Below are 2,318 nucleotides of genomic sequence, written 5' to 3'. Positions count from 1 at the left end.
GTTAACCTAAGCCGGAGAGTCGCCTCCCCGGCTCGGCTCCAAAACCGTGCGTAAGAGTTTCCCCTTACACGGCTCCTCAGTACATGGAATCCACCTTTGCTTGTGGCTACCAATCTCGCGTTTACGCTTTCCACCTTAGTTACCCGTGAACTCGGTCATGGCAATGTAGGTGTAATAAAACCAGGTTGTCGTCGCTGTTTTTTCCACCTTGACTTTGTGGTTTTTGGTGGTGTTTTTCTATTAAATCCCCTGGTCTGAAGTGTTGTCCACAATGGTGGCATTTTCCTTTCTGTCGCTTCAGCAGTCTTGCTTTTTGCGGTTCTGTAGTTAGGAAGTTATCCCCCATTCTTGAACTCCAGTATATGACATCACCATCAAAGGGCGAGCGGTTTCCTTTGACTCTTGTCCACCGCGTTCCAGCTTTATAAGAGCCGTATTTATGGAGCTTAACTAGCGTGTCGTCTTCTTGTGAAAACGACCAGTTGTCTCCTCCCCTTGACTTCCAATATCTTCTGGCTATCCAGCCATTCGACTTGTTGGGATGACGCCTTTTTGCCCAGCGCCATAACACCCTGAACACTAAGTATTCTAGCTTGCTATATGCCTTTCCGGCATTCCAGGGCGACTGGTAATTACACCAGCCTCTGACTTTTGGATTTAGAGCCTTTATCAGCTTTGATTGATTTGCTGTTTTCAGCTCGTGTACCTGTCCTGCTATTGCTAAGTAATGTTCTTGGATGCTTTTGTCGCTAGGTTTGATGATAGTCTTATAGCCTAAAGCTTTTCCCCTACTTGTGTTTCCACTATGATTTATACCCACTGCAATTTGTCTAATGGTGAACCCCAGGAAATCAAACCCTGGTTCTCTACCTTCATGTTTTCGCAGAGTGTGTACGAGTTTGGTCTTTTCGGGTTTTAGCTTTAGCCCTATATCCTTTAACCACTCTTTGATTAACTCCCGGCATTCTTCTACTACACTTAGCTCATCACAGATTAGTACAAAGTCGTCTGCATATCTAATTAGTTTAGGTTGAGATACGTCATCTCTCCCAAACTTCCGTCTTGCACCTTTGATGCACCCGTTGCTATATGCGGGATAGACTTCTGCTATTGCATTTTGCATTCCATGTAGTGCGATGTTTGCCAGAAGTGGCGATATGACACCTCCTTGGGGAGTTCCGCTGTTAGTTTCCAAACAGCTACCCTCCTCAAACACTCCTCCTTTTAACCAGGCTTTGATTTGTCGCCTGAATTTGGGGATAGTGTCAATCTTTGCCAGTAGTTTTTGGTGGTTTATTTGGTCAAAGCATTTCGCTATATCGGCATCTAGGACGTACTTCGGTTTGGCCGTTATAACTATCCTTATTGCTTCTATTGCGTCGTGACATGACCTTCCCGGTCTGAATCCAAATGATTCGCTTTCAAATTTAGCTTCCCATTCAGGTTCTAGCACTAATTTGAGTAATGCTTGTTGGGCTCTGTCTCTTATGGTGGGGATTCAAGCGAGGACGCTTTTCTTTTCTTCCTGGTTTAGGTATCCAGACCCTTCTAGTGGGGCGGGCTTTTCCGTCTATTTCTAGTTCGTTGACCAGAGACATTCGCTGCTTTTTATTGAGGGATTTTACCCCATCGACTCCGGCTGTATTTTTGCCTTTGTTTTCTTGGGTTACTTTCCTAACAGCGATGAGCTTTGCATACCGAGAATTGACTACCATCTTCTGAAGTCTGCGAACGACCTTCACGTCTCCACACTGACTAGCCCTATATATCCTTTTTTGAAGTTTGAAAACTGTCCATTCGGCTTTCGCCCAGTTGACATCTTTCCATTCCACTTGTGATGTAATCTCCGTAAAGGACATTAACTTCTTACTCCGAACGTATAGACCATGTAGCAGTGGGTCTGTCGGCATATCCCCTTGATTACAAAGAGGCATTCGCTTTTGACCCAATCCCTCCAATGGGCTGCTTACGCTAGCTACTACTTGCGGATTCGACAATTCCTCAAGAGCCATCCCACTGGTTAACTCGTTCCCAACTTCCGTTGATACCGACCTTAGAGCCTCCCAACTCCTCCGGGTTTTGGTTAGTGCCGATGGTCAAGGATTCTTTTGCCATCTACCATTGCCTTGAGCGTTTTTCGCTCCCAGCGTAACAGCCCGATTTCGCTGGTTCTGCTTAACGAAGGATAAAGGAGTTTACTTTCGTTACTCGTAGTCGGACGCTTGGTGTGTCACTGATTTTGGCTTGCAGCTTATCACCGTTTATCCCCGCTTCGATTCTGGCGGTGCTACCCTCTCCATAGTCGGGGGATACGCAGT

The 2,318-nt window shown here is 45.9% G+C and carries 2 protein-coding genes; both read right to left on the bottom strand.

Annotation, left to right across the window (positions count from 1 at the left end; genetic code table 11):
* Window positions 1-139: 139 nt before the first annotated feature.
* A complete protein-coding gene (locus QUB61_RS38980; RefSeq protein ID WP_333136782.1) occupies window positions 140-1,453 on the bottom strand; it encodes a reverse transcriptase domain-containing protein in 1,314 nt (437 codons plus the stop codon).
* Window positions 1,440-1,910 (bottom strand): reverse transcriptase N-terminal domain-containing protein, encoded by a 471-nt coding sequence (locus QUB61_RS38975; RefSeq protein ID WP_333136784.1) that lies wholly within the window; start codon window positions 1,908-1,910, stop codon window positions 1,440-1,442. The genes QUB61_RS38980 and QUB61_RS38975 overlap by 14 nt, the downstream gene beginning before the upstream one ends.
* Window positions 1,911-2,318 lie beyond the last annotated feature (408 nt).

Source organism: Microcoleus sp. C2D2, assembly GCF_036702495.1.
Classification (GTDB): Bacteria; Cyanobacteriota; Cyanobacteriia; order Cyanobacteriales; family Microcoleaceae; genus Microcoleus.
The sequence above is the reverse complement of the archived record's forward strand: the minus strand, read 5'-3'. Positions and strand labels throughout refer to the sequence as shown.

Bases quoted from the DNA above. Each gene is read 5' to 3' on its own strand.
- QUB61_RS38975 (WP_333136784.1), bottom strand. From the start codon at position 1,910: ATGCCGACAGACCCACTGCTACATGGTCTATACGTTCGGAGTAAGAAG.